Origin of the sequence: Morganella sp. EGD-HP17, assembly GCF_000512315.2 — a bacterium.
In the GTDB taxonomy this organism is placed as follows: domain Bacteria; phylum Pseudomonadota; class Gammaproteobacteria; order Enterobacterales; family Enterobacteriaceae; genus Morganella; species Morganella morganii.
This window is the reverse complement of the sequence record NZ_AZRH01000010.1, coordinates 82540-107925: the sequence shown is the minus strand read 5'-3', so window position 1 is coordinate 107925 and position 25386 is coordinate 82540. Positions and strand designations below refer to the sequence as shown.

At 53.5% G+C, this 25386-nt stretch carries 22 protein-coding genes and 3 tRNA genes; 20 read left to right on the top strand and 5 right to left on the bottom strand.

Features of this window, described 5'->3' with window-relative positions:
• Positions 1-35: 35 nt before the first annotated feature.
• The 3 genes from mscM to rsgA all read right to left on the bottom strand — a co-directional run bounded on the left by mscM (position 36) and on the right by rsgA (position 5485).
• Entirely contained in the window at positions 36-3398 is a 3363-nt protein-coding gene (gene mscM / locus X965_RS12065; RefSeq protein ID WP_036418216.1) for a miniconductance mechanosensitive channel MscM, read from the bottom strand.
• A gap of 12 nt (positions 3399-3410) precedes the next feature.
• Positions 3411-4346 carry an archaetidylserine decarboxylase gene (gene asd / locus X965_RS12060; RefSeq protein ID WP_015422318.1) on the bottom strand — a complete coding sequence of 312 codons (936 nt, stop codon included), beginning with the start codon at positions 4344-4346 and terminating at the stop codon, positions 3411-3413.
• 89 nt (positions 4347-4435) lie between these two features.
• On the bottom strand, positions 4436-5485 hold the full coding sequence (rsgA, locus tag X965_RS12055; RefSeq protein ID WP_004234465.1) for a small ribosomal subunit biogenesis GTPase RsgA: 1050 nt from the start codon (positions 5483-5485) through the stop codon (positions 4436-4438).
• A 164-nt stretch (positions 5486-5649) separates the two neighbouring features.
• Between rsgA and orn the strand changes: the two genes are divergently transcribed.
• From orn to X965_RS12035, 4 genes are all read left to right on the top strand, one after another.
• On the top strand, positions 5650-6195 hold the full coding sequence (gene orn / locus X965_RS12050; protein ID WP_004234467.1) for an oligoribonuclease: 546 nt from the start codon (positions 5650-5652) through the stop codon (positions 6193-6195).
• 214 nt (positions 6196-6409) lie between these two features.
• Positions 6410-6485 (top strand) — tRNA-Gly (locus tag X965_RS12045).
• A 36-nt stretch (positions 6486-6521) separates the two neighbouring features.
• Positions 6522-6597, top strand: a tRNA-Gly gene (locus X965_RS12040).
• Positions 6598-6630: 33 nt separating this feature from the next.
• Positions 6631-6706: transfer RNA gene (locus X965_RS12035), tRNA-Gly, on the top strand.
• Between the two features lie 694 nt (positions 6707-7400).
• Here the strand turns inward: X965_RS12035 and queG are convergent.
• Positions 7401-8558 (bottom strand): tRNA epoxyqueuosine(34) reductase QueG, encoded by a 1158-nt coding sequence (queG, locus tag X965_RS12030; protein WP_036418214.1) that lies wholly within the window; start codon positions 8556-8558, stop codon positions 7401-7403.
• Positions 8559-8751: 193 nt separating this feature from the next.
• On the opposite strand from queG, the gene tsaE reads away from it, so the two are divergent.
• The 16 genes from tsaE to rplI all read left to right on the top strand — a co-directional run bounded on the left by tsaE (position 8752) and on the right by rplI (position 24545).
• On the top strand, positions 8752-9216 hold the full coding sequence (tsaE, locus tag X965_RS12025; protein ID WP_004234473.1) for a tRNA (adenosine(37)-N6)-threonylcarbamoyltransferase complex ATPase subunit type 1 TsaE: 465 nt from the start codon (positions 8752-8754) through the stop codon (positions 9214-9216).
• Positions 9217-9229: 13 nt separating this feature from the next.
• Positions 9230-10537 carry an N-acetylmuramoyl-L-alanine amidase gene (locus X965_RS12020; RefSeq protein WP_081119696.1) on the top strand — a complete coding sequence of 436 codons (1308 nt, stop codon included), beginning with the start codon at positions 9230-9232 and terminating at the stop codon, positions 10535-10537.
• A 19-nt stretch (positions 10538-10556) separates the two neighbouring features.
• The gene (mutL, locus tag X965_RS12015; RefSeq protein ID WP_036418211.1) at positions 10557-12455 is read left to right on the top strand and encodes a DNA mismatch repair endonuclease MutL; all 1899 of its coding nucleotides are present in this window, start codon (positions 10557-10559) and stop codon (positions 12453-12455) included.
• Positions 12448-13386 carry a tRNA (adenosine(37)-N6)-dimethylallyltransferase MiaA gene (gene miaA, locus X965_RS12010; protein WP_004234478.1) on the top strand — a complete coding sequence of 313 codons (939 nt, stop codon included), beginning with the start codon at positions 12448-12450 and terminating at the stop codon, positions 13384-13386. Before mutL ends, miaA begins: the two co-directional genes overlap by 8 nt.
• A gap of 107 nt (positions 13387-13493) precedes the next feature.
• Entirely contained in the window at positions 13494-13799 is a 306-nt protein-coding gene (gene hfq, locus X965_RS12005; protein ID WP_004241361.1) for an RNA chaperone Hfq, read from the top strand.
• Positions 13800-13897: 98 nt separating this feature from the next.
• Positions 13898-15178, top strand: a complete 1281-nt coding sequence (gene hflX, locus X965_RS12000) for a ribosome rescue GTPase HflX (RefSeq protein ID WP_004234480.1) — start codon at positions 13898-13900, stop codon at positions 15176-15178.
• Positions 15179-15264: 86 nt separating this feature from the next.
• Positions 15265-16542, top strand: a complete 1278-nt coding sequence (gene hflK / locus X965_RS11995) for an FtsH protease activity modulator HflK (RefSeq protein WP_004234483.1) — start codon at positions 15265-15267, stop codon at positions 16540-16542.
• A gap of 2 nt (positions 16543-16544) precedes the next feature.
• A complete protein-coding gene (gene hflC, locus X965_RS11990) occupies positions 16545-17558 on the top strand; it encodes a protease modulator HflC (RefSeq protein ID WP_004234484.1) in 1014 nt (337 codons plus the stop codon).
• A 191-nt stretch (positions 17559-17749) separates the two neighbouring features.
• Positions 17750-19048, top strand: coding sequence for an adenylosuccinate synthase (locus X965_RS11985; RefSeq protein WP_004241362.1), 1299 nt, complete (start codon positions 17750-17752; stop codon positions 19046-19048).
• Between the two features lie 205 nt (positions 19049-19253).
• Positions 19254-19682 (top strand): nitric oxide-sensing transcriptional repressor NsrR, encoded by a 429-nt coding sequence (gene nsrR / locus X965_RS11980; protein WP_004241364.1) that lies wholly within the window; start codon positions 19254-19256, stop codon positions 19680-19682.
• 27 nt (positions 19683-19709) lie between these two features.
• On the top strand, positions 19710-22148 hold the full coding sequence (gene rnr, locus X965_RS11975; RefSeq protein ID WP_004234492.1) for a ribonuclease R: 2439 nt from the start codon (positions 19710-19712) through the stop codon (positions 22146-22148).
• A 78-nt stretch (positions 22149-22226) separates the two neighbouring features.
• Entirely contained in the window at positions 22227-22961 is a 735-nt protein-coding gene (rlmB, locus tag X965_RS11970; protein ID WP_004234494.1) for a 23S rRNA (guanosine(2251)-2'-O)-methyltransferase RlmB, read from the top strand.
• A 151-nt stretch (positions 22962-23112) separates the two neighbouring features.
• Positions 23113-23502, top strand: coding sequence for a 30S ribosomal protein S6 (rpsF, locus tag X965_RS11965; protein WP_004241366.1), 390 nt, complete (start codon positions 23113-23115; stop codon positions 23500-23502).
• A 5-nt stretch (positions 23503-23507) separates the two neighbouring features.
• Positions 23508-23825 (top strand): primosomal replication protein N, encoded by a 318-nt coding sequence (gene priB / locus X965_RS19000; RefSeq protein ID WP_045139169.1) that lies wholly within the window; start codon positions 23508-23510, stop codon positions 23823-23825.
• A 4-nt stretch (positions 23826-23829) separates the two neighbouring features.
• The gene (gene rpsR, locus X965_RS11960; RefSeq protein ID WP_004234502.1) at positions 23830-24057 is read left to right on the top strand and encodes a 30S ribosomal protein S18; all 228 of its coding nucleotides are present in this window, start codon (positions 23830-23832) and stop codon (positions 24055-24057) included.
• A 38-nt stretch (positions 24058-24095) separates the two neighbouring features.
• A complete protein-coding gene (gene rplI / locus X965_RS11955; protein ID WP_004234503.1) occupies positions 24096-24545 on the top strand; it encodes a 50S ribosomal protein L9 in 450 nt (149 codons plus the stop codon).
• Between the two features lie 75 nt (positions 24546-24620).
• On the opposite strand, the gene X965_RS11950 is transcribed toward rplI, so the two are convergent.
• Positions 24621-25208: a LysM-like peptidoglycan-binding domain-containing protein gene (locus X965_RS11950; RefSeq protein ID WP_253280775.1), complete on the bottom strand. Its 588-nt coding sequence runs from the start codon at positions 25206-25208 to the stop codon at positions 24621-24623.
• Between the last annotated feature and the right edge of the window lie 178 nt (positions 25209-25386).

Sequence of the window (25386 nt, the reverse complement as noted above, 5' to 3'; positions counted from 1 at the left end):
ATATCTTAAATTTTATTATCTGGCTTTACCGGTTATCACAACCCGCCGGATTTCCGCATCGGGTTACGGCCCGACAGATTTTTTGTGCCGCTGCGCAGAATATTTCCCACCATATCCACACGCGCCTCAAATGGCGGGAACGGCAGGATGATATTGTTTTCCGCGAAGCTGCGCAGGATATTCTGATGGATCTCATGACGCGCCGGCAGGCGGTGTCCCATTTCAGCGGCGTAGGCGCGCAGTTCGAAAATCTGAATACCCTGTTGTAAATCAACCAGATAAGCTTCCGGATTTGGCGTGTCCAGAATCATTGCCGAGTCCTGTGCCGCCATCAGCAGCAGAATAGTGACCTGCTCCGGATTGGCTTCCGCCGGGACCGGGATGGTCAGGACGATACGGGTGACGGTATCTGAGAGTGACCAGTTGATAAACTGCTCGGTAATAAAGGCTTTGTTCGGGACGATAATCTCTTTGCGGTCCCAGTCTGTCAGCGTGGTGGCGCGGGTGTTGATGCGCGTGATGCTGCCGGTCAGGTCACGGATGGTGACGGTATCGCCGATACGGATCGGTTTTTCGAACAGGATCATCAGGCCGGAAACAATGTTGGCGAAAATCTCCTGTAAACCAAAGCCCAGCCCGACACCCATTGCAGTGACAAACCACTGCATTTTCGACCATTCAATGCCGATCAGCGAGAAGCCGACAATCCCGCCGACCAGGGTAATACTGTATTTGGTCAGCGTGGTAATCGCGTAACCGGTACCCGGAGTCAGATCGAGATGCTGTAACAGCGCCAGTTCCAGCAATGCGGGAAGGTTCCGCACCAGCTGCGTGGTGATGATAATCACCAGAATGGCGACAAAGACAGAGCCGAGCGTAATCGGCTGGAGGGTATCCACACCGTTGATACTGCTGCTGACATCCCAGAGCCGGATATTTTCCAGGAAGGAGAAGGCGGTGTGCAGTTCAGACCAGAGCAGAATACAGGATACCAGGGCAATCATGGTCAGAATCGAACGGACCAGCCCGACTGACTGCGCACTGATGGTATCGAGGTCAATGACCTGCTCTTCAATATCAATCACACCTTCCGCGCTGTTGGCATTACTGTTGACGCTGCTGTCATCATCACTTTTTGCCCGTTGTGCCAGGATTTCAGCACGGCGCTGTTTGGCACGTTCAAAGGCGATACGGCGGCGCTGGATCAGCATCCAGCGGGTGATAATGTTGTAGACCACCAGCAGCATAAACCAGATGGCGACCGAGGTTTCCAGGCGGCCGAGCAGTGCCTGTGAAGTCGCGAGATAGCCGAGCAGAGCGGCAATCGCCGCCACTACCGGTGCCAGCAGGAGCAGCCACCACATTCCTTTGCTGACGGCATTGTCGCCGCTGCCGTGGCGGTCAAGATAGAGCGGAACTCCCGCACGGCGCAGGCTGCTGGTAATGATAAATAGCGCGGCACACAGCAGCAGGAAGCAGAGACGGCCGAGTGTCGGGGCAAACTCCCGGTCATTGAAGTATTCAAAGGTGGTCATTGCCATCATCAGCGGCACAATGACAAAAATGGAAAGCTGATAGAAACGCATTGCCCGTTTAACGCGGGCTTCCGGCCAGCGGAACTGTGCGATAAACAGCCCGTTAGGCCGGGCAAAGGTTGCGCAGAACATAAACAGCCACAGCACCGGTGTGGTGGCGCTGACACCGTCACCGATCGCTTTTGCCATCGGGTACTGCCAGGCATTCTGTAACCCGTAGCCGATAGCGGACCACAGTACCGGCAGCGGCAGAGAGACAAGCACAGACCAGAACAGCGTGCGCAGTGTGATGGAAAAGCGATCCAGTGTTACTTTACCGATACGCTGACTGGTTCTGTCCAGAAATGCCTGATAGTGACGGCGGTAGTTCAGGCCGAAAATCGCCAGCAGCAGGGTGCCGATGATATAGAGCGAAATCTCTTTGTTCTGCCACGAGAACATGGTTTTAAATGCGCCGCCGAGCTGCGCCAGGGTATCCAGTGACAGCAGTTTGGTCAGGCTGGTCAGTACCTCAATCGGGTAATTGAGGTAAACCGGTGTGGCATCCGCCACCCAGAACAGATAGCGGTGGGTGTCGTCGCGGACTTCAATCAGCACATCACTAAGCTGACTGGTGGTCACTTTGAGCTTGGTCAGCTCCAGAATTTCAGTATCGTAACCGGAGAGCAGGGAGCCGAGCAGTTCCTTGCGGTTCTGAATCAACTGCTGATAAAGCGAAGCCTGATCCGGCGGGAGGGCGGCTGTCTGTGACGTATCCGGTTCATTATTATTACCGGACAGGGCATCGAGCATATTTTCATATTTCAGACGCTCAACACGCAGGTCGGTAATCTCTTTATCCAGCTGCTGCGGTTTCGGCATGTCCGGCAGGCGGCTGAGCTGTGCCCGCAGGGCTTCCCCCAGTGCGGTTGAGCCGTTCAGCCACTGTGCCTGCTCCTGAATGGTGCCGAGTACCTGACGCGCTTTCTGGATATCGGTTGCCGCCTGGCGCTGCATCTCTCCGATATCACTCATGTGCGCGGCCTGATCATTCAGCACCTGCGACAGTTCGCGGTTAATATCAATCTGTTCTTTCAGGTACGGCGGTAAATCACCGGCCTGTTCGGCCAGCAGTTCGGTGCGTTCCAGCGCCAGTTCCGCTTTCTGCTGACGTTTGCCGTTGAGCACACTGCGCAACTGCTGAAGTTCGAGATCCAGCCGCTGATAGCGTTTACGCAGCAGTTCAAGGCGGATGCGGGTCAGTTCCTGGCGGTTATTGGCAGAAAGCTGAGCCAGTTCCAGCTCATTGACCGTTGCCTTGCGTGCCTGCACTTCTGCGGCGGCCAGCGTGGCCTGCGCCTCGGCAAGCGGGGTCAGCGGAGTTGCGAGTCCCTGCTGGCGGGAGGTGGCTTCATTCAGGAGACGGCGGGCTTCGGACTGCTGCTGGGGCAGGAGGGTCAGGGAATCGCTGATTTCGCGGTTTTTATCCTGCTCCTGCTGTAACAGCCGTCCCTGCTCCAGTAACTGTCCGCTGAGCTGGATAGCTTGTTGCTCAAGGTCGCTGATAGGGCGGGTGGTGAGAATTTTGGCCGGGGAATCACTCTCTTCCAGCAGCTGCTGACGTAATGCCCTGACCAGCTTCGGGAAGTTATCGATGGTGTCCTGATAGCTTTGTGCGCGTTCATCCGCAGCTTTGCTGTCTGTCAGCCAGTTCAGGGTCGCCTGTAACGCCTGAGCCATCTCAATATCTTTCGGATCTTTACTGCTCTCAATCCGCTTCAGTTCCTGGCGGATCTGCGGCTCGTTAATATCCGATGCCGCATATACCGCTGTCAGCGGGGAGAAAAGAAAAACCGCCAGTAAAAATGAGATAATCAGGCGCACAGGGGAGAGTCCTCAGTTAGTGGCAGCGGCGTCCGGTTGTGACGGGCATGCAGGGCTTTCTTCCGCGCAGGCGGCATCATCCGCCGTAATGCGGGTGGCCAGCAGTTCACCCATACGGGTGGAAACGCCGTTTGCCAGTGCACTGTTCAGTGCCACTGTATCCGCCGGGAACAGGTTGATCACGGTGGAGCCGAGCTTAAAGCGGCCCATCTCTTCGCCTTTTTTCAGGTTTACCGCACAGACACTGTCGTGTGCAGGGTAAGTCCAGCGGCGCACAATCCCTTCACGCGGCGGGGTGACCATACCGCACCAGACGGTTTCCATACTGCCGACAATCGTGGCGCCCACCAGAATCTGCACCATCGGGCCGAAATCCGTGTCAAACACGCAGATCAGACGCTCGTTACGGGCGAACAGGTTCGGGACATTGGCGGCGGTCAGCGGGTTAACGGAGAACAGGTCGCCCGGGACATAGATCATTTCACGCAGATGGCCGTCACACGGCATATGCACGCGGTGGTAATCACGCGGAGATAAGTAAGTGGTTACAAACTGCCCGTTGCGGAACAGATCCGCCAGCTGCCAGTTTCCGGCGAGCAGGGCTTCCAGGGTGTAGTTATGCCCTTTGGCCTGTAAAATCTGATCGTCACGGATAAGCCCCAGCTGACTGATGGTGCCGTCTGCCGGCAGTGCCAGGGTTTCGCTGCCCTGTACGATCGGGCGGACTTCCTCTTTCAGTGCGCGGATAAAAAACTCATTGAAGGTACTGTAAGCGATAAACTCGCTCTCTTTCGCTTCCTGCATATCCACTTTGTAGGCTTTGGCGAATGCTTTGATCACCAACTGTGTCAGCCAGCCAAGTTTTTTGTTGGCAAAGCGGCCCGCCAGCTGAGTAAGACACTGTTTAGGCAGCAAATATTGTAATTTTATTTTAAGAGTATCCAGCACATCGACCTCTGGTATTGTTTGTTATCTGCCGGTTTTTCCGGCGAATTCTGAACAAAAGGGGGCTATTGTACCTGTGCTTATTGCGCTTGTCAGTCTTCACCGGCCGTAAAATTACGGCGTGGTTTCACCTGTGCCATACTTTCCAGAATACGGTGATAATTTTCAAAGCGTTCCGCACTGATTTCGCCGTTCTCCACAGCTTCGCGCAGCGCACAGCCCGGGTCATCCCCGTGTTTGCAGTCACGGAATTTACAGCCGCCGAGATAATCGCGGAATTCCGTATATCCCTGAGTGACCTGTTCCGGTGTCAGGTGCCACAACCCGAATTCACGCACTCCCGGTGAGTCGATCACATCCCCGCCGTGCGGGAAATGATACAGCCGTGAGGCGGTGGTGGTGTGCTGACCCAGCCCGGAAACATCAGAAACGTTATTGACCAGGATATCCGCGTTTTCCGGCAGCAATGTATTGAGCAGGCTGGATTTCCCGACACCGGATTGTCCGGCGAAGATGGAAATCCGTCCGGCAAGTGCTGCCGTCAGTGCATCAATCCCCTCGTTGGTGTAGCCGGATACTTCCAGCACACGGTATCCGATATTACGATAGATATTCATTAAATCATTGACCTGGTCGCGGCTTTCGTCATTCAGCAGGTCAATTTTGTTGAGCACAATCAGCGGTTCCACACCGAGTGTTTCGCAGGCGACCAGATAGCGGTCAATAATATTGAGTGATAATTCCGGTAAAATCGCGGAAACAATCACGATCTGGTTGATATTGGCGGCGATCGGTTTAATACCGTCATAAAAATCAGGACGGGTCAGTACCGATTCACGTTCATGCACTGCCTCAACAATCCCGTTAACACGGCCTTCTTCGTTATTCTGCAACGCAGCACGCCAGACCACGCGGTCACCGGTGACCAGTGATTTGATAGTGCGGCGCAGGTTGCAGCGCTGTACCGAGCCGTCTGCGGCTTCAATATCCGCATGCTGCCCGAAACGGCTGATTACCTGTCCTTCTTGAGCCTCACCGAACAGGCTGTCCTCAGGCTCTGGGCGGTTCTCTTTGCGCAGTTTGCGCTGCTGGTTTGCCTGAACACGCCGTACCTGACCTTTGGAAAGTTTTTGTTTAGCCAACGAAACCTCGTCTGTTTTGACACCACGTAAAGAAGAAAGTGCCCGCCGGGGTGACTCGCGGCAGGGCGGATTACGCGCTATGATACACCATTCATTTTACCCGTCATCATTCAATCCGTGTGAACAAAAAACAGGCGGATACTCAGGTAACTATAGGATACAACATGGCAAAAAGTGAACAGAACCTTATCTGGATCGATCTGGAAATGACCGGACTTGACCCGGAACGTGACCGGATTATCGAAATCGCCACCATTGTGACAGATGCAAACCTGAATATTCTGGCGGAAGGCCCGGTTCTGGCGGTACACCAGTCTGATGAACAATTAGGTCTGATGGATGACTGGAATGTCCGCACACACGGCGCCAGCGGGTTAACTGAACGTGTCCGCGCCAGCACGTATTCCGACGCACAGGCAGAGCAGGCCACTATCGCGTTCCTGGAGCAGTGGGTGCCGCAGGGCGCTTCTCCTATCTGCGGTAACAGTGTCGGCCAGGATCGCCGTTTTCTGTTCCGTTATATGCCGGCGCTTGAGCAATATTTTCACTACCGTTACCTGGATGTCAGCACCCTGAAAGAGCTGGCCCGCCGCTGGAAACCGGAAGTGCTGGACGGCTTCACCAAGAAAAACACCCACCAGGCGCTGGATGATATCCGCGAGTCAATCGCGGAACTGGCTTACTACCGCGAAACCTTTATCCGCCTGTGATAAAAAACGGTGGCTGATTTTCAGCCGCCGGTCGGTTAATATTAGTTCAGGTTGCGTGTTTTATAGCATATTTGCCGGTTTTATCGGCATCTGAACAAAAAAATTCATTTTTTCGTGCCGGAGGGCTTGCCAGAAAATGAATTTTTCGTATAATGCGCTCCCCGTACCGAGATAGATTTTCAATCGAAAGCGGTGCGGGCAAATTGCAAAATATGCGGGAATAGCTCAGTTGGTAGAGCACGACCTTGCCAAGGTCGGGGTCGCGAGTTCGAGTCTCGTTTCCCGCTCCAATTTTGCAGATTGTCAGGTAATATACCGGTTGTGACGCGGGAATAGCTCAGTTGGTAGAGCACGACCTTGCCAAGGTCGGGGTCGCGAGTTCGAGTCTCGTTTCCCGCTCCAATTTTCAGATAGTCAGGTATATACCGTTGTGATGCGGGAATAGCTCAGTTGGTAGAGCACGACCTTGCCAAGGTCGGGGTCGCGAGTTCGAGTCTCGTTTCCCGCTCCAATCTTTTTCTTCTCTTCAGTCCCCCCGAACATTATTTTCTGAATAAAATCCTTTGCGTGATTTCTGTTACCGGTTCTGCCGGGAAAACTGCTGTGCGGTGCAAATAATCATCAGTCACAGTTATCCGCAGCACAAAACCGTCCACACTGAACTTTTGCTGATAATTTAATCTGTTAGATGCTTTTTTTTCGTAAATACGGGGAAAAGTCTTGCTAATCCCGGCGTGGTGAAATAGAATTTGCGCCCTCTCTGACGAAGGGCAGATGAACGATCACCAGCGGTGATTATTCAGACAGTGAAAGATTACCACCGGCACTTTCTGCACTATCTTTATGTCAGTTTCTGCTTTTCATCACCTTTCATGGGGTGATTAAGTCAAACAGGGGCAATTTTTTTGTCCGGATGTCATTTTTTATCCACAGCGCTGCGGGGCATGTTATTCACATCCCGGGGGTTCTGACACACTTTTCTGCACAGAGTTATCCACAGGCCGGTTTTGTCGGCTGAATCACAGAATTCCGCAAAATACTGAACGACAGTATATTTAATATATTGATATTTATATGTTAGTTTAATTTATGTGAATTGTGTGACGGCTCTCTTGTATTTTTTCTTCACATTGATAGGCAAGGTCTTTTTATATTATTCACAACACTGAATATTGTGGATAACTTAACGGGATTATGAGGCGGGATCAGGCGTCGCGCGGCAAACCTTTGGAAATGGCGCGGATAAGACGTTTTTGCTGTGAAGTCTGTATTTCGATACGTGATTCATCTCTTTTGGCATACTGACGGGCAGCTGCCCAGCGGATATGCTCATCAAGCCAGTCTGCCAGTCCGGTTTTTTCTGTCAGTGCAATAATAATTTTATCTTCATACGGTGCATTGCCGAGAGCGACACTGATATTTCTCAGCCAGCGCAGATATCCGATGCGCCGGATAGCCGAGCCCTCTGTCACCCGCAGGAAGGTGGCTTCATCCCAGGCGAATAAATCCAGCAGTTCCGGCGTGTGCAGGCGCTTGCGCGGCGAGAAATCCGCCTCGTCTGTCAGTTGTGAAAAACGGTTCCACGGGCAGATAAGCTGGCAGTCATCACAGCCGTAAATGCGGTTTCCCATCAGAGGGCGGAATTCTTCGGGGATAGCGCCCTCCAGCTCAATAGTGAGGTAGGAGATACAGCGGCGTGCATCGACAGTATAAGGCGCGACAATCGCCTGAGTCGGGCAGGTGGTCATGCAGGCGACACAGCGGCCGCACTGTTCTTCAACCGGGATATCAACCGGCAGCGGCAGGTTGATCAGCAGCTCGCCGAGGAAAAACCAGGAACCGGCTTCACGGTTTAAAATAAGTGAGTGCTTACCAACCCAGCCAAGACCCGCTTTGGCTGCCAGCGGGCGTTCCAGTACCGGTGCTGAGTCAACAAACGGGCGGTAGCTGAGGGTGTTTTCCAGAGCCAGCTCATCACACTCAGCCTGAATCCGTTCTCCCAGCTGCTTCAGGCGCTGGCGCAGAAGCTTGTGATAATCACGCCCCAGCGCATAACGGCTGATATAACCCTGCTCCGAGTTTTGCAGTACGGCAGCAAAGGACGCTTTGGCGGGAAGATAGTTCATCCGCACACTGATCACCCGCAGCGTGCCCGGCAGCAGTTCATGCGGGCGCGCGCGCATCATGCCGTGGCGCGCCATCCAGTCCATCTCTCCCTGATAGCCTGCATCCAGCCACGCCTGTAACTTCGGCTCTTCCGCGCTGAGATCCGTATCGCAGATACCGACCTGCTGAAAGCCGAGTTCGCGTCCCCATTGTTTGATCCGGGTGGCAAGCTGGTGTAAATCAGGGTGAGTGCTCATTAGTGAGTGTTTACTTACATTGCAGGTGTGATGGTGAATGGTGCGGAGTTTATCACAGACCGTCCGGCACAAAAACTGCGCATTATTGTCGTTTTTTCGCACGCCGTTATGCAGGTATGTCACCGGAATGTGGTATGTTTAACGGATTACACGCTCAATTATTTCAATAAAATAACCTGTGACGACAACGAGAATGAAAGAACGTCTGTTTACGCTGGCAGATGAAGCTGCCACTGTCGCGCTCGGCCGTGCACTGGCACAGCAGAGTCAGCGCGGATTTGTCCTGCATCTTTTCGGCGATCTGGGGGCCGGAAAAACCACCTTCAGCCGCGGCTTTCTTCAGGCGCTGGGGCATCCCGGCCATGTGAAAAGCCCGACTTACACCCTGGTCGAGCCCTATGAGCTCTCACCACGCCCGGTCTATCACTTTGACCTGTACCGCCTGGCGGATCCGGAAGAACTGGAATTTATGGGGATCCGCGATTACTTCGGGGAAAACACCGTGTGTCTGGTCGAATGGCCGCAAAAAGGGGCCGGTTTCCTGCCGGATGCAGATTTGGAATTGCACTTACGGTATGATGGTGAAGGACGGGAAGCCCGTTTTACCGCCCGTTCCCCTTATGGTGAAGAACTCCTGGATAAGTTAGCGGAGATGTGAGGAATTACCGATAATGAATGCATATCTGACACGGAAATCTGATGTGGCTGCCGTTTCATGGCTGACGGCGCTGTTTTTCTGCGTGAGCCTGCTGTTAAGTGCAGCCGGGCACGCCGCGTCCCTGACGGGCATCAATGTGAACAACAACGGTTCGCAGGGCACATTACAGCTCAGTTTTGATGGCAAACCGCAATATAAACTGTTTCCGCTGCATGACCCGGAGCGTCTGGTGATCGACATCCGTCAGCCGCAGAAAATTACCGGTCTGCCGATCAATCTGAATAACGGGCTGATTAAAGTGGTCAGAGAGAGCCGGGCGCCGGATGCTCAGCATCAGCGTATCGTGCTGGAACTGGCGGACAAAAACAGTTTCCGCGATGCTGCGGATAACAACGGCCTGACCATCACGCTGACCGGCAAAAACAGTTATAGCGCAGCTCCGGTGGCTGCCGCACAACCGGTCACCACCACAAGCGGCAAACCGCTGCGCATGAACAGCGGCAGTGCTGCTCCGGCATCATCGGCTCCGGCAGCTGTCACTCCGGCCGCTGCACCGGCACAGGCAAAAATCCCGGTGGTACCGACAGGTAAACTGCCGAAAAACAGCCGTCAGGTTGTGGTGGCAATTGATGCCGGACACGGCGGGAAAGATCCGGGCGCTATCGGCCAGAACGGCCTGAAAGAGAAAAACGTCACTATCAGTATCGCCCGCAAGCTGGAAAAGCGTCTGAAAGATGACCCGATGTTCAAACCGGTACTGACCCGTGACGGCGATTATTTTATCTCGGTGGCCGGGCGCTCCGAAGTGGCGCGTAAATTCGGCTCCAACATGCTGGTGTCCATCCACGCAGATTCCGCACCAAACCGTACCGCGACCGGTTCGTCAGTCTGGGTGCTCTCCAACCGGCGGGCAAACAACGAATTAGGTAACTGGCTGGAACAGAGCGAGAAACAATCCGAATTGCTCGGCGGTGCCGGTGATGCACTGGCAAACGGTGCGGATCCGTATCTCAGCCAGGCGGTACTGGATTTGCAGTTCGGTAACTCCCAGCGTGTCGGTTATGCCGTGGCGCAGGACGTGATCCGTCAGCTGCGCCAGATAGGCAAAGTCCACAAAGGCACGCCGGAGCACGCGAGCCTCGGGGTGCTGCGTTCACCGGATATTCCGTCCATTCTGGTGGAAACCGGCTTTATCAGTAACAGCACTGAAGAACAGCTGTTAGGATCTGACACTTACCAGGAGCAGGTCGCTGCCGCGATCCACGGCGGGTTACGCGCATACTTTACCGCGAACCCGTTACAGGCAGCGCCGTCCAAATAACAGGAGAACGGGGGCAATTATGGCGATCCGGATTTTACCGCCGCAGCTGGCAAACCAGATAGCCGCAGGCGAAGTGGTTGAGCGCCCGGCATCGGTGGTGAAAGAACTGGTGGAAAACAGCCTGGACGCCGGTGCCACCCGTATCGATATTGATATTGAGCGCGGCGGCGAAAAGCTTATCCGCATCCGTGACAACGGCTGCGGTATTGCCAAAGACGAGCTGGCGCTGGCGCTGGCCCGTCACGCCACCAGTAAAATCGCCACACTCGATGATCTCGAAGCCATCATGAGCATGGGGTTCCGGGGTGAAGCGCTCGCCAGTATCAGCTCCGTATCACGCCTGACCTTTACCTCCCGCACCCGCGACCAGAACGAAGCCTGGCAGGCATATGCCGAAGGGCGCGAAATGGCGGTGACGCTGAAACCGGCGGCACATCCGGCGGGCAGTACCGTGGAAGTTCTGGATCTCTTTTTCAATACACCCGCGCGGCGCAAATTCCTGCGCACTGAAAAAACTGAGTTCGGCCACATTGATGAAGTGGTACGGCGTATCGCGCTGTCCCGTTTCGATGTGGCCATTAATCTCACTCACAACGGCAAACTGATGCGCCAGTACCGCCCGGTTAAAGCGGAAGATCAGCAGGAGCGCCGGCTCGGGGCTATCTGCGGTACTGCGTTTATGCAGCAGGCGCTGGCGGTAACCTGGTCTCACGAAGAGCTGGAGATCCGCGGCTGGGTGGCTTCACCGGCAGAATACAACGGCCCGGCGGATTTACAGTATTGCTATGTTAATGGGCGGATGATGCGCGACCGCCTGATCAACCACGCTATCCGCCAGGCTTATGAAGACCGGCTGAGCGGCGATCAGCAGCCTGCCTATGTCCTTTACCTGACTATTGACCCGCGTCAGGTGGATGTGAATGTTCATCCGGCCAAGCACGAAGTGCGTTTTCATCAGGCGCGGCTGGTGCATGACTTTATTTATCAGGCGGTGCTCAGTGTGCTGAAACAGCATGAGCAGCCGGTCTCTCTGTTTGAACCGGATCCGTCTGCACCGCAGACACAGCATGTGCCGGAAAACCGTGCGGCAGCCGGTAAAAATATCTTTGAGCGTGAGGAAGCACTCACACCGCCGCCGCACCGGGAAACCACCGGGGGCGGCGCGTCTCACAGCGGCCACAGCAGCGGAAAACCGGCATATTCTGCGGATAAACCCGTTTACAGCCCGAAAGAAGCCGGAATATATCAGTCACTGATGCAGACACCGGCAGAAACCCGGCCGCAGCTGTTTCCGGAAAAAAGCACTTTTCTGTCAGAAAACCGGATCAGCGCCGCAAGTGAGCCGGTGACGGAAAAAAGTGAGCGTGTAAGTTTTGGTAAAATCCTTACGCTTTATCCGCCGTGTTATGCGTTAATTGAGACAGATGCAGGTATTGCGCTGTTTTCCCTCAGCAAAGCATCACATTATCTGCGTTGTCAGCAACTGATCCCGGGAGAGCAGGGACTGAAATCCCAGCCGCTGATGATCCCGCTTCAGATGGCATTAAACGCACAGGAGTGTGAGACATTTACGCAGTTTGCCGGGGTATTGCGTACTTTCGGTATAGAAGGCTCAGTTTCCCGTGGAAAAGCGACGATTCGTACGGTATCGTTACCGCTTCGTCAGCAAAATTTACCGCATCTTATCCCTGAATTACTGCGTTTCCTGGCTGATAACCCGGAGGGGGATGAGAAAGCCATTGCGTCGCGGCTGGCAGAGATGCTGGTCAGTGAACCGGCGGCTCAGAGCAAAGCCCAGGCAGTGCAACTGCTGGCCGATGTGGAGCGGCTGTGCCCGCAACTGGTGCGCAGACCGCCGGCAGATTTATTGCAATTAATTGATTTAACTGAGGTCGTTGCAGCATTACGTCATGAGTGAACAGAATCATCATAAACCCGCAGCCCTGTTTCTGATGGGGCCGACGGCTTCAGGAAAAACCGCGCTGGCGATTGAACTTCGTCAGCACCTGCCGGTGGAAATCATCAGTGTGGATTCCGCACTGATTTATAAGGGGATGGATATCGGGACCGCAAAACCCGATGCTGCCGAACTGGCACTTGCCCCGCACCGGCTGATTGATATTCTCGACCCGTCAGTGGCCTATTCCGCCGCCGATTTCCGCCGTGATGCGCTGGCGGCAATGCATGAGATAACCGCGCAGGGAAAAATTCCGCTGCTGGTCGGCGGAACCATGATGTATTTCAAAGCATTGCTGGAAGGATTATCGCCGCTGCCGTCCGCTGACCCGGAAATCCGGGCACAGATTGAGACGCGGGCGGCACAGGAAGGCTGGCAGGTTCTTCATGATGAACTGAGCCGGATTGACCCGGTCGCCGGGGCGCGGATCCACCCGAATGATCCGCAGCGGCTCAGCCGGGCACTGGAGGTATACTATATCTCCGGCAAAACAATGACAGAACTGACGGAAACTGCAGGGGAGAATTTGCCCTTTAATGCTTATCAGTTTGCCATTGCACCGGCAGATCGTAAAATATTGCATCAGCGAATTGAAATGCGTTTTCAGATGATGCTGAAAGCCGGTTTTGAGGACGAAGTCCGTGCGCTGTATCAGCGCGGGGATCTTCATCCGGATTTGCCGTCGATCCGTTGTGTCGGCTACCGCCAGATGTGGTCATATCTGGCCGGAGAAATCAGTTATGATGACATGGTGTATCGGGGCATTTGCGCCACCCGTCAGCTTGCCAAGCGGCAGATGACGTGGTTGCGGGGTTGGGAAGGTGTTCAGTGGCTCGACAGTGAACAGCCTGAACAATCTCTTAAAGCCGTTATGCAGGTTCTTCGTGCATAGCGCCGTTGATTGTGTACAATTAACGGGTTACGAAAGTTTTTGAGTAGTTATTTTTCGAACCCAGCTTGGGTTTCATTTAAAAAACAACAAAATAAGGAAAATACAGAATGGCTAAGGGGCAATCTTTGCAAGATCCGTTCCTGAACGCATTACGTCGCGAAAGGGTTCCGGTTTCTATTTATCTGGTCAACGGTATTAAATTACAGGGTCAGATCGAATCATTCGACCAGTTTGTTATTCTGCTGAAAAACACGGTCAGCCAAATGGTTTACAAACACGCGATCTCTACCGTCGTACCTTCCCGTCCGGTTTCTCACCACAGCGGTGGCGCAAACCCGGGGACCGGCGGCAGCAATTACCACCAGTCAGCCGGTAACGGTGGTGCGCAACAGGATACTGATGGCGCTGAATAAGTCAGTGTGCAGTTATCAATCGCGGAAAAACATAGGTAGGGAGACTTTACCTGTGTTTTTTCCTGCGTGTTTTTCACTCAGCCTGAGAGGTTCTGCCGTTGTTTGACAGGTATGAAGGCGGTGAACGGGCCGTACTGGTCCACATATTTTTCTCACAGGATAAGAACACTGATGATCTCAGTGAATTTGAATCCCTTGTGACATCCGCGGGAGTGACACCTGTTCAGATAGTCACCGGCAGCCGCAGCGCCCCGCACCCGAAATATTTTGCGGGTGAAGGTAAAGCGGAAGAGATTGCCGATGCTGTCACCGAAAGTGAAGCCGATGTGGTGCTCTTTAACCATGCCTTAAGTCCGGCGCAGGAACGCAACCTCGAGCGTTTATGCCAGTGCAGGGTGGTTGACAGAACCGGGGTTATCCTCGATATCTTCGCCCAGCGGGCACGGACACATGAAGGTAAATTACAGGTGGAACTGGCGCAGTTACGCCATCTTTCCACGCGTCTGGTCCGCGGCTGGACGCACCTTGAACGTCAGAAAGGCGGGATTGGTCTGCGGGGGCCGGGTGAGACTCAGCTTGAGTCCGACCGCCGGATGCTGCGGGATAAAATCAAACAGATTTCAGGGCGTCTCGAAAAAGTGGAACGCCAGCGCGGACAAGGCCGTCAGGCGCGCAGTAAAGCGGATATTCCGACGGTGTCTCTGGTCGGTTACACCAACGCCGGGAAATCCAGTCTGTTTAATCACATAACTGATGCGAAAGTCTATGCTGCGGATCAGTTATTTGCGACACTCGATCCGACCCTGCGGCGGATTGATGTCGATGATGTCGGCACGGTGGTGCTGGCGGATACGGTCGGGTTTATCCGTCATCTGCCGCATGATCTGGTGGCGGCATTTAAAGCCACGCTGCAGGAAACCCGCGAAGCGACACTGCTGCTTCATGTGGTCGATGCGGCGGATAACCGTGTGGATGAAAATATTCATGCGGTTAATGCAGTTCTGGAAGAGATTGATGCACATGAAATTCCGGTTCTGATAGTGATGAATAAAATCGATATGCTGGACGATTTCGAACCGCGTATCGACAGAAATGAGGATAACCTGCCGGTCAGGGTCTGGCTTTCAGCACAGACCGGAGCAGGGATCCCGTTGTTGTTCCGGGCACTGACGGAACGCCTTTCCGGTGAGATCGCACACCTGGAATTGTGTCTGCCTCCGTCGGAGGGTCGTCTGCGCAGCCGTTTTTATCAGCTTCAGGCGATTGAACGCGAGTGGCTTGATGATGACGGCCGGATTTGCCTTGAAATCAGGCTGCCCATTGTTGACTGGCGCCGCCTCTGCAAGCAGGAACAACAGTTAGCCGATTACGTTATCTGATTATCAGCGGCGTAATATATTAATTGAGAGCGCGTTTTTGTGCTCTTAGCCCTGAAAAACCGATCATAAAAGAGTGGAGCGAAGGCATGGCGTGGAATCAGCCCGGTAATAACGGACAGGACCGCGACCCGTGGGGGAGCAGCAATAAAGGCGGCAACTCCGACGGTAACAAAGGCGGCCGGAACCGTGGGGCATCTGATCTCGACGATCTGTTCCGGAAAATGAGCAGAAAACTCGGTGGTCTGGGTGGCGGTAAAGGCGGAAACAATAACGGGCAGTCCGGTGGGAACAATCGTCCTCCGGTACAGTTCGCGGGCGGACGTATTATCAGTCTCGCTATTGCCGCCGTTGTTGTTGTCTGGGCCGCAACCGGCTTCTATACGATTAAAGAAACGGAGCGCGGCGTGGTTACGCGTTTCGGTAAATTCAGTCATGTGGTTCAGCCGGGTCTGAACTGGAGACCGACCTTTATTGATCGCGTTACTGCGGTCGATGTGGCGACCGTCCAGGATCTGGCCACCAACGGTATGATGCTGACCGCTGACGAGAACGTGGTCCGCGTTAACATGAACGTGCAGTTCCAGGTAGTGAACCCGGAAGATTACCTCTTCAGCGTCACTAACCCGAACAACAGTCTGCGTCAGGCGATGGACAGCGCGGTGCGCGGGGTTATCGGTAAGTTCACCATGGAGAAAATCCTGACGGCGAACCGTACCGTGGTCCGTAACGAAACCCAGAAAGTCCTCGAAGAGACAATCAAGCCTTATAAAATGGGGATAGCGATTGTCGATGTCAACTTCCAGGAAGCGCGTCCGCCGGCTGAAGTTCAGGCTTCATTCGATGACGTGATTGCCGCGCGTGAAAACGAACAGCAGTCCATCCGTGAAGCGGAAGCTTACTCGAACGAAGTTCTGCCGCTGGCAAAAGGTAATGCGCAAAGTATGATCGAAAGCGCACAGGCGTATAAAGCCAGTATCGTGCTGAAAGCGCGCGGTGAAGTGGCCAGCTTCTCGAAAATGCTGCCGGAATACCGTGCGGCACCGGATATCACCCGTGAACGTCTGTACATTGAGACAATGGAACGTGTGCTGAGCAATACCCGTAAAGTGATTGCCAATGATAAAAGCAACAGCATGATGGTGCTGCCGCTGGATCAGATTATGCGTGAGCAGAGAGCCGCCTCTCAGGCTGCACCGGCGAAAGCTGCTGCCACACCATCATCCGCACCGGCAACACAGGCACCTGCAGGCCGTCAGGCACAAAACAGCAGCCAGAATCCGAATGTACCCGCTGAATACAACAACACGTATGATCTCAGCAGTTCGGGTATCCGTGGTAACACTGAACGCACAGGGAGACAATAATCATGCGTAAGTATTTAGCCGTTATTGTTATTCTGGTTTTAGGCGTTCTGTATGCGTCTGTCTTTACCGTTCAGCAGACCGAGCGTGGTATTGTGCTGCGCTTTGGCAAAGTTCTGCGTGATGCGGATAACAAACCGATTGTGTATGAGCCGGGTCTGCATCTGAAAGTGCCGTTTATTGAAACAGTGAAAATGTTGCCTGCCCGTATCCAGACACTGGATATCCAGGCTGACCGTTTCCTGACAAACGAAAACAAAGACCTGATCGTCGATTCTTACCTTAAATGGCGGATTAGTGATTTCAGCCTGTATTATCTCGCGACAAACAGCGGTAATATTAATCAGGCTGAAAACCTGCTGAAACGTAAATTCAGTGACCGTCTGCGTTCTGAGTTCGGTCGTCTGAGCGTGAAAGAGATTGTGACGGATTCCCGCGGTACATTAACGACGGAAGTCAAAAATGCACTGAACGAAGGGAGCTCCGGTAACGATCCGCAGGCAACCGATGCTGATAACGCTATTGCCGATGCGGCAGCGCGTGTTCAGGAAGAAACCAAAGGCGCACAGCCGCAGGTGAATCCGAACAGTATGGCGGCGTTAGGTATCGAAGTGGTGGACGTCCGTATCAAGCAGATTAACCTGCCTGCGGAAGTCTCCGAAGCTATCTTCCAGCGTATGCGTGCAGAACGTGAAGCCGTGGCGCGTCGTCACCGCTCACAGGGTCTGGAAGAAGCCATGAAGATTCGTGCGGTGGCAGATAAAACCCGTACTGAAATCCTGGCCGAAGCGGAGCGCCAGTCACTCTCCCTGCGTGGTGCGGGTGATGCGGAAGCCGCTAAACTGTTTGCGGATGCATTCAGTCAGGATCCGGATTTCTATGCGTTTATCCGAAGCCTGCGTGCTTATGAGCAAAGCTTCAAACCCGATGGCAACGACATTATGGTGTTAAGCCCGGATACGGATTTCTTCCGTTACATGAAGGCACCGACATCATTGCGTCCGGCTTCAGGCCAGTAAGTCCGGTAACCGCATAACCGGTACTGAAAAATCGTCAGCATGCTGATGGTCGCACTCTGATGAAGAAAGCCCGCTTAGGCGGGCTTTATTATGGACATTGATCAGGTGACTTTCATAAAGTGGATAAAAAGTGCTGAAAGGGCGGTCATGAGATGCTAGAATCCTTTTTTAAGCAACCAGGTAAAAACGAAATGGGTAAGAACGTTGTCGTATTGGGCACCCAATGGGGTGACGAGGGCAAGGGCAAAATCGTCGACTTGCTGACTGAACGGGCTAAGTATGTTGTTCGTTATCAAGGTGGCCACAACGCGGGTCACACTCTGGTTATCAACGGTGAGAAAACCGTCCTGCATTTAATTCCGTCAGGTATTCTCCGCGAAAACGTCGTCAGCATCATTGCTAACGGTGTTGTACTCGCACCCGATGCACTGCTGAAAGAAATGACTGCACTGGAAGAGCGTGGTGTTCCGGTGCGCGAACGTCTGCTGATTTCTGAAGCATGTCCGCTGATCCTCCCTTATCATGTTGCGCTGGATAATGCCCGTGAGAAAGCACGCGGTGCGAAAGCTATCGGCACAACAGGACGCGGTATCGGGCCTGCATACGAAGATAAAGTTGCCCGTCGCGGTCTGCGCGTGGGTGATCTCTTCGATAAAGAGACCTTCGCTCAGAAACTGAAAGAAATCCTTGAGTATCACAACTTCCAGTTAGTGAACTACTACAAAGAGCCTGCGGTTGACTATCAGAAAACCCTGGACGAAATCATGGCAGTTGCGGATATCCTGACCGGTATGGTTGTGGATGTCTCTGATCTGCTGTACAAAGCCACCGTTAACGGTGAGCTGGTGATGTTTGAAGGCGCGCAGGGTACACTGCTGGATATCGACCACGGTACCTATCCGTATGTGACTTCCTCAAACACCACTGCCGGCGGTGTTGCCACCGGTTCCGGTTTAGGTCCGCGTTATGTGGATTATGTTCTGGGTATCATCAAAGCTTACTCCACCCGCGTGGGTGCCGGTCCGTTCCCGACCGAACTGTTTGATGAAACTGGTGAATACCTGCGTACCAAAGGCCAGGAGTTCGGTGCGACCACCGGACGCAGCCGTCGTTGCGGCTGGCTGGACATCATTGCTATCCGCCGCGCTGTGCAGATCAACTCCCTGTCAGGGTTCTGCATGACCAAGCTGGATGTGCTGGATGGTCTGAAAGAAGTGAAAGTGTGTGTCGGTTACCGTTTACCGAATGGTGAAATCATCGAAACCACACCACTGGCTGCGGATAACTGGGAAGGCATCGAGCCTATCTATGAAGTGATGCCGGGCTGGACTGAAACCACCTTCGGGGCGAAGAGCCGCGAAGAACTGCCTCAGGCAGCACTGGATTACATCCGCCGCATTGAAGAACTGACAGGCGTTCCTGTTGATATTATTTCAACCGGTCCGGATCGTTCTGAAACGATGATCCTGCGCGACCCGTTCGACGCATAAGATCGTTCAGGTGATACCAGTCAGGGCCGGGCATGTTTGTCCGGCCTTTTGTTTTCTGACGCCGGGGTTTCTGACTATGTCATGACAGGAAATCCGGCGTTTTTAACGACAAATTTTGCTTAATAAGCAAAAGACACACATAATGATTATCCATTACTTATCATGTGATCCCCCGCGCGGGATGACAGAATTTCCGGGGTAAAATGTGCAGTTAACCAGTTTTACAGATTATGGCTTGCGGGCGCTGATTTATATGGCGTCACTTCCTGATGGTAAAATGACCAGTATCACGGAAGTGACGGACGTTTACGGCGTATCGCGTAACCATATGGTCAAGATAATTAACCAATTGAGCCATTTGGGTTATGTCGAGGCGATTCGCGGCAAAAATGGCGGGATCCGCCTGGGAAAACCTGCTAATACTATAGGTATCGGTGAGGTTGTCCGCGCGCTCGAGCCGTTAACACTGGTGAACTGCAGCGGTGAATTCTGTCACATTACTCCGGCATGCAGACTGAAATCGGTACTGAATAAAGCCATCCGGGAGTTCTTACAGGAACTGGATAAACACACGCTCGCTGATATGGTGCAGGACAATCAGCATCTTTATAAATTGTTACTGACGGACGAATAACGCCGTTCAGAAACCACGGAGGATACAATGTCAGTGGAAAAACAATCAAACGACCCTTATCGTGAGCGCGAAGCGGAAAAATATGATTCCCCGATCGCGAGCCGTGAATTTATTCTTGAAACTGTCCGCCGCCACACCAAACCGGTGAGCCGCGAAGATATCGCACAGGAACTGGGGATCACCGGTGAAGAGGCTCAGGAAGCCCTGCGCCGCCGTCTGCGCGCCATGGAGCGTGACGGGCAGCTGGTCTTTACCCGCCGTCAGTGCTACGCCCTGCCGGAGCGTCTTGATTTAATTAAAGGAACCGTGATCGGCCATCGTGATGGCTTCGGGTTCCTGCGTGTCGAAGGACAAAAAGACGATCTCTATATCCCGCAGGATCAGATGAAATTATGCATCCACGGGGATGTGATCCTGGCCCAGGTCATGGGGGCTGATCGCAAAGGCCGCCGCGAAGCGCGCGTTGTGCGTGTGACCGAGCCGAAAACCGGCCAGATTGTCGGCCGTTACTTTACCGAAGAAGGCATGGGATTTGTCGTGCCGGATGACAGCCGTCTGTGCTTCGATATTCTGATCCCGAAAGAGTCAATTAACGGCGCACGGATGGGGAATATCGTGGTGGCGGAACTGACCCGCCGTCCGGGCAAACGGGTGCAGGCGCTCGGTGTTATCACCGAAGTGCTGGGCGAGAAAATGGGCACCAGTATTGCGGTGGATATTGCCCTGCGCAAACATGAAATTCCGTTCACCTGGCCTGCTCAGGTGGAACGTCAGGTCGCGGATATCCGCGAGGAAGTACCGGAATCCGCCAAAAAAGGCCGTGTTGATTTGCGCGATCTGCCGCTGGTCACTATCGACGGCGAAGATGCCCGTGACTTTGATGATGCGGTACACTGCGAAGCCAAACGCGGCGGCGGCTGGCGTCTGTGGGTGGCGATTGCTGACGTCAGTTATTATGTGCGTCCGCAGACGGCACTGGATGATGAAGCCCGCAGCCGGGGAACCTCGGTTTACTTCCCGTCACAGGTCGTACCGATGCTGCCGGAAGTGCTGTCGAATGGTGTCTGTTCACTGAACCCGCAGGTTGATCGCCTGTGTATGGTGTGTGAAATGACCATTTCGGCGAAAGGTAAGCTTTCCGGTTACCGTTTCTATGAAGCGGTAATGAGCTCCCACGCCCGTCTGACCTATACCAAGGTGTGGAAAATCCTCGAAGGGGATGAAGAGCTGCGCGAACACTATGCACCGCTGGTAAAACACCTGGAAGAGCTGCACAAACTCTATAAAGCACTGGCGGAAGCCCGTGACGAGCGCGGTGCGATTGCCTTTGAATCCGAAGAAGCGAAATTTATTTTCAATGCGGAAAAACGCATTGAGAGCATTGAACCGGTACTGCGCAACGATGCACACAAACTGATCGAAGAGTGCATGATCATGGCGAACGTTGCGGCGGCACGCTTTGTTGAGAAAAACAACGAACCGGCGCTGTACCGTGTGCATGATCGTCCGAAAGAGGACAGCGTCATCAATCTGCGCACCGTCTTTAATGAGCTGGGTCTGACCCTGCCGGGCGGCCTGACACCGGAGCCGAAAGATTACGCCCGTGTCATGCTGGAAGTGGCGGAGCGTCCTGACCACGAGTTGTTACAGACTATGCTGCTGCGTTCGATGAAACAGGCGATTTATGATCCGGACAACCGCGGTCACTTCGGTCTGGCGTTACCGGCGTATGCCCACTTTACCTCACCAATCCGCCGTTATCCGGATCTGAGTCTGCACCGTGCGATTAAGTACCTGCTGGCAAAAGAACGCGGCGAAGGGAAATCGCAGACCGGCGCGTGGCATTACGATATGCAGAGTATGCTCCAGCTCGGTGAGCACACTTCCATGACGGAGCGCCGTGCCGATGAAGCCACCCGTGACGTGGCAGACTGGCTGAAGTGCGACTTTATGCAGGACCAGGTGGGTAATGTCTTTACCGGGCTTATCACCAGTGTGACCGGGTTTGGTTTCTTTGTCCGTCTGAATGACCTGTTTATCGATGGTCTGGTACACGTATCAACACTTGATAACGATTACTACCGCTACGATAATGTCGGCCAGCGTCTGATTGGTGAATCCTCCTCCAATGTGTACCGCCTGGGTGATGAAGTTGAAATCCGGGTGGAAGCGGTGCATATGGATGAGCGCACCATTGATTTCGCGCTGATTTCCACCACCCGCCGTGCCCGTAATGAAGGCAAAACCGCAAGAACCCGGGCGAAAGCCGGGGAGAAAGGAGATAAGCGCCGGGACGGTAAGAAAGGGGATCCCCGCCGTGACAAAAACTTCGAGCCGGACAGTGCATTCCGTAAGAAGAAAAAAGACGACGGCCCGAAAGCCCCGAAAGGTAAAAAATCAGCCCGGACCAAAAAAATCGAGGCAAATATAAAGGCGAAACGCGCGAAGAAAAAAGCTGAGAAGTAACCGCCTTTGATTTGAATTTTCCCACAATGAGGCATTGCGCCTCATTGTGTTTTATTGTCCCGCAACAAACGGAACGTTATGAGTGAAATTATTTATGGTATCCACGCTGTGGATGCTTTGCTGGCGCGTGATCCCAGCCGTTTTCTTGAAGTCTTTATCTTAAAAGGGCGTGAAGACCGCCGCCTGACCCCGGTTGTGCATGCTCTGGAAGCGGCAGGTGTCCGTGTGCAGATGGCCAGCCGTCAGTGGATGGACAGCCAGACCGAAGGTGCCGTCCATCAGGGGATTATCGCCAAAGTCAGAGGCGGCCGTCAGTATCAGGAGCAGGATCTGCCTGATCTGCTGGCTGAGCATGAGACTCCGTTCCTGCTGGTACTCGACGGCGTGACTGACCCGCATAACCTGGGGGCCTGTCTGCGTACCGCCGATGCCGCCGGTGTACACGCGGTGATCATCCCGAAAGACCGCTCCGCGCAGCTGAATGCCACGGCGAAAAAAGTCGCCTGTGGTGCGGCGGAAAGCGTACCGCTTATCCGTGTCACTAACCTGGCCCGCACACTGCGTCAGCTGAAAGACGAAAATATCTGGGTTGTCGGCACTGCCGGTGAAGCCACCCATGATCTGTATCAGAGCAAAATGACCGGCCCGGTGGCGCTGGTGATGGGCGCGGAAGGGGAAGGCATGCGCCGTCTGACCCGCGACCTGTGCGATGAACTGATCAGCATTCCGATGGCCGGGTCAGTCTCTTCCCTGAACGTCTCGGTGGCAACAGGTGTCTGCCTGTTTGAGGCCGTGCGTCAGCGCGCAAAATAATCCCGCATCACACACTTATTACCTTGTCTTTTGGGGCGGGTATGAGTATAGTTATGCGTCAAATTTTTCAGCCGCACTTAAACAAGTTCCTTGCCTCTCAGGGTTGCGGTTGCCCGGACAGGAGGCTAATAATCCGTAAGGAGCACTACTAATGCGTCATTACGAAATCGTCTTCATGGTTCATCCGGACCAGAGCGAACAAGTACCGGCAATGATCGAGCGTTATAAAACTGCTATTACTAACGCAGAAGGTCAGATCCACCGTCTCGAAGACTGGGGTCGTCGCCAACTGGCTTACCCAATCAACAAACTGCACAAAGCGCACTACGTTCTGCTGAACGTTGAAGCTCCGCAGGAAGTGATTGACGAGCTGGAAACTATTTTCCGCTTCAATGATGCCGTTATCCGCAGCATGGTTATGCGCGTTAAGCACGCGGTGACTGAACCTTCTCCAATGGTTAAAGCGAAAGACGAACGTCGCCCGCGCGACATGTCTGACGACATTGAAGAAAATGATGAAGCTGAGGAAACTGAAGAGTAATAACGGTGTCCGCTAACCGTCTGGTGTTATCCGGCACAGTGTGCAGGGAACCCATCCGGAAAGTCAGCCCGGCCGGAATTCCGCATTGTCAGTTTGTGCTTGAGCACCGCTCACAACAGCAGGAAGCCGGACTCACACGGCAGGCATGGTGCAGAATGCCCGTGGTTGCCAGCGGACAGACGATCCAAACCATTACTCGCAGTATAACGGTCGGCAGTCAGATAACCGTTCAGGGATTCATCAGCACCCATCAGGGGCGAAATGGATTATCAAAACTGGTTCTTCATGCCGAACATATTGAATTGATAGATTCTGGAGACTAGCCATATGGCACGTTATTTCCGTCGTCGTAAATTCTGCCGTTTCACCGCAGAAGGCGTTCAAGAGATTGATTATAAAGACATCGCTACGCTGAAAAACTACATCACTGAAAGTGGTAAAATCGTACCAAGCCGTATCACCGGTACCAGTGCGAAATATCAGCGTCAGCTCGCTCGTGCTATCAAGCGTGCACGCTACCTGTCTTTACTGCCTTACACTGATCGTCATCAGTAATCGGCACAGTCCATTAATGACTTTAAGAGGATAAGGTAATGCAAGTTATTCTGCTTGATAAAGTAGCAAACCTGGGCAGCCTGGGCGACCAGGTAAATGTTAAATCTGGTTATGCACGTAACTACTTAGTACCGCAAGGTAAAGCAGTTCCTGCAACCAAGAAAAACATCGAATTCTTCGAAGCACGCCGCGCAGAACTGGAAGCTAAATTAGCTGACGTTCTGGCAGCAGCACACGCTCGCGCAGAAAAAATCAATGCCCTGGGCGTTGTGACTCTGTCTTCCAAAGCGGGTGACGAAGGTAAACTGTTCGGTTCTGTCGGTACCCGTGACATCGCTGATGCTGTAACTGCAGCAGGCGTTGAAGTGGCGAAAAGCGAAGTTCGTCTGCCAAACGGCGTTCTGCGTACTCTGGGTGATCACGAAGTTCACTTCCAGGTTCACAGCGACGTGTTTGCAGAACTGAATGTGAAGATTGTTGCTGAGTAATCTCTGATTACACGGTAAACATCTTTGAAAGACGCTGGCTCAGGCCAGCGTTTTTTTTTGCAGTAAAAACCGGTGTTAAGAGCGGCGGTAACTGCCGTCTTTCTGTCGCTTAAAGGTGGCGGACTGCCCGTTAGCCTTATCAATCCTCAGCACAGAGACCGTATTTCCCTTTCCTTTGGTTACACTGATTTTATCCCCTGCCTCCACCTGATTAAGCGGCTTCTGCGGCCCCTCAACGGCTGTCATGCGAAATAAGTCATCCACCGGTAACCCGTTGCTGCGAAAGACCTGGGCGATGGTCTGGCCTTTTTTGAGGGTGAAACGCAGTGCATCTGCCTGTGCAGGCACCGCAGCAGGTGCAGGCTCTGCGGCCACCGGCGGCGGTGTGGTCGCCGGTTGCGGTGCCGGTTCGGTATTCAGTGCACCCGGCGGCAGATTATCCGGCAGCGGTAAATCCGGGATATCGGATGGTACCTCCGGCGGTGTGCCGGTCTGTTCAGCTATCAGGTCACCTAACGGATCTACCGGTGGTGTCAGCGTGATATTCTGAGGCGGAACGGTCATCGGCGGTTTCTGCGCGGCAGGCCAGAAAAACAGGATCAGCATGATAATCAGCGCAATGGCGGCGATAGCGTAAAGATGGCGCTTTGGCAGTAGTCTCATCATAATCTCCCGCTGTTCAGCATGAATAATTATCATCCGGTATTGTTCCAGTGTAGCAGCAGACTTACTGAAATTATTCGGAATTAGTCCTGTTTTATAAATTGATTGCGCTGTTTTCCGGAAATCACCGTGTTGCATCAGCTTTCACTGATTATCGGGTTTACCGGGGTACATCCTG